The organism is Paracoccus sp. (in: a-proteobacteria) (assembly GCF_046462195.1).
Lineage (GTDB): Bacteria > Pseudomonadota > Alphaproteobacteria > Rhodobacterales > Rhodobacteraceae > Paracoccus.
The window spans coordinates 1-4,516 of sequence record NZ_JBKGUN010000214.1 but is presented as its reverse complement, the minus strand read 5'-3'; the positions used below and the strand labels follow the sequence as shown (position 1 = coordinate 4,516).

General features: G+C 60.2%; 4 protein-coding genes and 1 pseudogene. All 5 read right to left on the bottom strand.

Annotation, left to right across the window (positions count from 1 at the left end):
• Positions 1–569: 569 nt before the first annotated feature.
• Complete coding sequence (locus ACLHHB_RS13200; RefSeq protein WP_410218743.1) at positions 570–1,493, bottom strand: CobW family GTP-binding protein; 924 nt, start codon at positions 1,491–1,493, stop codon at positions 570–572.
• Positions 1,486–1,764: a hypothetical protein gene (locus ACLHHB_RS13195; protein ID WP_410218742.1), complete on the bottom strand. Its 279-nt coding sequence runs from the start codon at positions 1,762–1,764 to the stop codon at positions 1,486–1,488. The genes ACLHHB_RS13200 and ACLHHB_RS13195 overlap by 8 nt, the downstream gene beginning before the upstream one ends.
• A 3-nt stretch (positions 1,765–1,767) precedes the next feature.
• Positions 1,768–2,670, bottom strand: a complete 903-nt coding sequence (locus ACLHHB_RS13190) for a polysaccharide deacetylase family protein (protein WP_410218741.1) — start codon at positions 2,668–2,670, stop codon at positions 1,768–1,770.
• 276 nt (positions 2,671–2,946) lie between these two features.
• Positions 2,947–3,126 (bottom strand): hypothetical protein, encoded by a 180-nt coding sequence (locus tag ACLHHB_RS13185; RefSeq protein WP_410218740.1) that lies wholly within the window; start codon positions 3,124–3,126, stop codon positions 2,947–2,949.
• 596 nt (positions 3,127–3,722) lie between these two features.
• Positions 3,723–4,149, bottom strand: a pseudogene (locus tag ACLHHB_RS13180) (transposase); the annotation flags it as partial.
• Positions 4,150–4,516 lie beyond the last annotated feature (367 nt).

Here is a 4,516-nt window from a genome sequence, read left to right as displayed (position 1 = left end):
CCCTCATCTTGCTGCAATCCGTCCCATATCCCAGCCACAACAGACCTGAACAGCGTATGGGTGCAATGGTTACAGCTTTTTCTGGAACATCAGGCTGTTGAAGGGGACAGTTGGCGTTGATCAAGCAAATGCCGTGCCTTCGAATCCTTCCGCCGTACCGGTATGTACCTGATCCACATACGACCGGGCGTTGCGGGTATGGGAGCTCGAGGCAGCAGGCGGCCAGCGGTAGGCTCAGCAGCCACAGATGATGGGTTTTCGATTCAGTTCCTGCAGCGCAAACAGTCGGCTCAGGTGGTTGGACTCCCGCGCCAGGTCGCTCAGAGGGTATTGGTCCGGCACCGTCACGAGCCTTTCCATTGCCTCTGCCACACCGGCGGCAGATAGCCCGCAGGCGGGGGCAATGAGACAGCCATTGCAGTTCACACTAAAAGTGCACGACCTCAATATGTTGCGCGTCCGGCTCGACGGTAATCTGCTTGGCTGGCAGAGCCAGCACTAGCCTCCCGCAAGGGTGTCGATAGATTTCGCCCCCAGGCAAGGAGTCCCCTTCTATGTCCACAATGGAATCATGTGATCAGCAGTGCAAATGACCGGCTGATCCGATCATCTTCCAGACCGCGCCCAATCAAAACGATGAAGCTGTTCTCAGCTGTCACAGCCACGCTGGCGGGCAATATCTCTGGGGGTTGTACGGTGCCTCGAACGGACTGCAGCAGCAGCCTGCCCATCGGTGCCCGTACAACTCCCTTCATGCGCACGAGCGTGTTGCCGTGGGCCTGCAGCACCGCCGAGAGCCACGCCGACACTGCCGCCCACTCTGCCTGTGCGCCGACTTCAAGCCGTACCCTGCGGATCGGGGCACTCTCGCCGCATGACGGAAGCACCGGAAGCGGGTCGGCATGCCGGGCATCCGGCAATTCCACCACAGACCCGAGCACAGAACCCGAAACCAATGCTTCGGGATTCAGAACAGCCATGGTCGCAGCAAGCCGCGCCAGAAGAGGAGGTTGGGCCGCGTCAACCTTTGTCAGCACGATCCGGTCCGCAGCCTCGATCTGACGGAGCCAGAGCGGTTCAGCGCCGATCTGTGCTGCGGCGTGTAACGCATCGGCCACGACGATCGTTTCTGTCACGCGGATGCGTCGTGCAAGCACGCCGTCGTTTGCGATGTGCGCGGCAATCTGCGCCGGATCGGACAGACCACTGGTTTCCAGGACGATGGCAGCGACGTTCCTGTCGCAAAGGTCGCGCATTGCCGCGACAAAGCGCGTTGCCCCGTCACAACAGGCGCAGCCGTCCGCCAGCACGGTCAGTCCCGCGGCTCCCGCAAGCAGGAGATGATCCACAGGGAGTTCGGCTGCCTCATTGATCAGAACATGCGCCTGCGCGAAGTCGCCGATATGCAGGGCATGACGCAGCCAGGTAGACTTGCCTGCACCGAGATAGCCCCCGATGATCGTGAGGGGGATGCGTCCGTCCCCTTCAGACATCGGCCAGCGGGTCTATAGGCCGCCCGGCCATGCGCCCGGCTTCGACCCAAAGCGCGTCGAGGTCAGGAACGATAACAGTGGCACCGAAGCCGCTCGACAGCTGGATGCCGGGAATGATCCCGTCATCCTGTGCCTTGAGGCGGTAGGGGGCAAGGATCCGGTTCACGACAGTCATCCGGATCAGGCGGTTTCGCATCCGGTCGCGAGGGGTGACGGCACCCGCATCAGTCCAGTGGCCCGGAGCGGGGGGGTATCCGCAGGCGCTGCACATGCGTCAGATCAGTTCCGGGCGGGCGGTGCCGTCGAACGGATAGCGGCGGCGGAAGTCGTCGGCGATGGTTTCAAAGGGTGCCCATTCGACGCCGTCATGACCATTGATGTACTCGATCAGCCGCTCGAGCATCAGAAGCACCTGCGGGCGTCCTGACACGTCGGGATGGATCGTGATCGCGAAGGTGCCATAGTCCATCTCGCGGTAGACCCAATCGAACTGGTCCTTCCACATCTGTTCGATCACCCGAGGGTCCACGAAGCCGTGGCTGTTGGGCGATTTCTTGATGAACAGCATTGGCGGCAGATCATCGACATACCAGTTTGCGGAAATCTCGACCAAGTCGATCTCGCCACCGCGCTTCAAGGGCCGCATCCATTCTTTGGCCGTTTTCGTGTAGTCAATCACGTTCCACTCGTCGCCCGAACGGGCGTAATGTGGCTGGAAGTCGCGATAACTTTGGCTGTGATCGTAGGTGAATCCGTACTTCTTCAACAGGTCTGCTGTAACGGCGGACATTTCCCACCATGGCGCTACATAACCGCGGGGCGCCTTTCCGGTGAGTCCCTCGATCAGTTCGATCGACTTGACCAGAACCTCTTCCTCCTGGCTCGGTGTCATCGCCACCGGGTTCTCATGCAGGTAGCCATGTGCCCCGATCTCGTGGCCAGCGTCCACGATCATCTTCATCTCATCAGGAAAGGTCTCAAGGCTGTGACCGGGGATGAAGAACGACGTCTGCATGTCGAACTTCTTGAACAACCGCAAAAGGCGCGGCACGCCCACTTCGGTGGCGAAAATACCGCGCTGGATGTCGGACGGGCTGTCGCCGCCGCCGTAGGAGCCGATCCAGCCGGCCACCGAGTCGATGTCGGTGCCGAAGGCGCAATAGATTTTTTCTGTCATGATCATGTCTCCTGTAAGGGGGGGCGGTCTAGACGCCGCTGAGGGGCAGGTGCTGGATCAAAGTGCCGTGACGGATGGGCGTACTCCACCGCCAAGCGCGGTGGCCCCCTGTTGCGCCGGCTTATAGCTGACATGCACCACATCGGGAGCGACTCGGGGCCGACACAATCGCGACCGTATGGCAGACCGAAAACCTCAAGACCGTGCCCACCAACAGGATGACTCGCGGCTTGGAAACCAGGTACCGACTCATCAGGTTCACTGTTCCGCCATTCATCAAGACTGATGCCACGGGTCACGGGCGACAGAACCAGCGACGGACATGAGGATCGCGTCCACGTCAACCGGTCCGTGCACCACAAGATGATCGCCGTCCTGCCGCACCTCAAGCTCAGCATTCACCTCCACCTGATGACTCAGTTCGTAAAGGATTGCCGTCCTGATGCGTTCGTCCATGTTGCTCCCGCCTTGCGTGCGGTTTCAATGCCGCTCGTTCTAGCAAGGGAGCGATCAACCGTTGTAGCGAAAGCTTTAAAAAGCCGGATTGTTCCTCGGTACATGCCATTGTCTGACATCAGCGCCCATGGAGCAGATCAGGCCGACTGCATGACGGAGAGGTTCTGGCTCATCGCAGCCTGCAGGGAGCGAAGATGAGCAAGAACCAAAGGGCCGCGTCAGCGAGACCCATAGCACCATTGAACTGTGCGGGGCGATCTGTCAAAGATATCTGTCGGCAACGGGCAATATCCTCGACGCTCAAGAGAAGATCAGGATTGTCTTGGCCAACCTGCGCTGAGTGAATGAACGTGGTCGAGGCATCAGTTCAAGTGGCCAAATGACAATTGCCGTGTTGTGCCGCCGCGAAGGGATCGCCCGCGGCCTGTCTTACACTGGGTCAAAGGAATTCCTCTAGGCTGGCCAGAAACGTCTGGCCGGCGAAGCGGCGCCACGCCAGGTATGCGGAAAATCGGAAAATCGGAAAATCGGAAAACGGCTAAGGACTGTTTTCTCTGTGATTGCATTGGCGGGGTCAGGAATGTACCCTTGGCGCCCCTGTCGTAACGTGTTGCGATCCAGCGCCCGTCCTCCAGCCTGCCGAACATGATCTCGATGCGGTTGCGGCGTTTGGTGCGCCGCTTGTCGTAGCAGATGGTCTTCGCCTTTAGGCTTGAGGCCGTGCGATGCGCTTTCAGGTGGGTCGCGCCGATGATGACAATCCTTTCCTCGCCGCCTCCGCAGGCCAACCCCTCCATCGTCGGGGCAAACCTTCCCATGTCGCCCCACCGCTTCCAACGGTTGCAGAGGGTCTTCGGCGAGCCATATTCCCGGGCGCATCGCACCACCGGAACCCGGTGCGGTTGATGAAGATTATCGCGCTTGGCACCAGCCGGTCATCGACCCGCGGCTTGCCATGGCTTTTGGGGAAAGAGTTGCCTCAGCCGATTCATCTGCGTCCTTAAGACAGAAAAGGTTGCTCATCCTTACCCCGTCAGTTTGGGGAGCGTGAGTCACGGAAAGAACGGCAGCTTCAACCAGATTGATAGGTCCTGACCCTTAGGCCCATTGAGTCCCGACAGACTCGGACCGGCGCGGCAAGCGCAACAGCAAAGAATGAGGTCTGTGGACTGCGGTGGAATTGGCCGTAACCCGTCGTCGGTCCTTGAGGCGAGGTAACATGATCCCGGTCCGGTGCGGTGCCAAGTGCGCCGCTTGTGGTGGCAAACGGCTTTTCGTCGTGGCGCCCGGCCCGGAATGTTTGGGCATCATCGCCCTGTCGCTTTTGATCGGCGTTGTTGCGGAACTCCGGCCTGCCGGGGGATACGGGCGGTCGGGCCGGCAGGGCAAG

What these genes read in the sequence shown, in the direction of transcription:
- ACLHHB_RS13200 (WP_410218743.1), bottom strand. Translation starts at nt 1,493, where the DNA reads ATGTCTGAAGGGGACGGACGCATCCCCCTCACGATCATCGGGGGCTAT.
- ACLHHB_RS13195 (WP_410218742.1), bottom strand. Translation starts at nt 1,764, where the DNA reads ATGTGCAGCGCCTGCGGATACCCCCCCGCTCCGGGCCACTGGACTGAT.
- ACLHHB_RS13190 (WP_410218741.1), bottom strand. Translation starts at nt 2,670, where the DNA reads ATGACAGAAAAAATCTATTGCGCCTTCGGCACCGACATCGACTCGGTG.
- ACLHHB_RS13185 (WP_410218740.1), bottom strand. Translation starts at nt 3,126, where the DNA reads ATGGACGAACGCATCAGGACGGCAATCCTTTACGAACTGAGTCATCAG.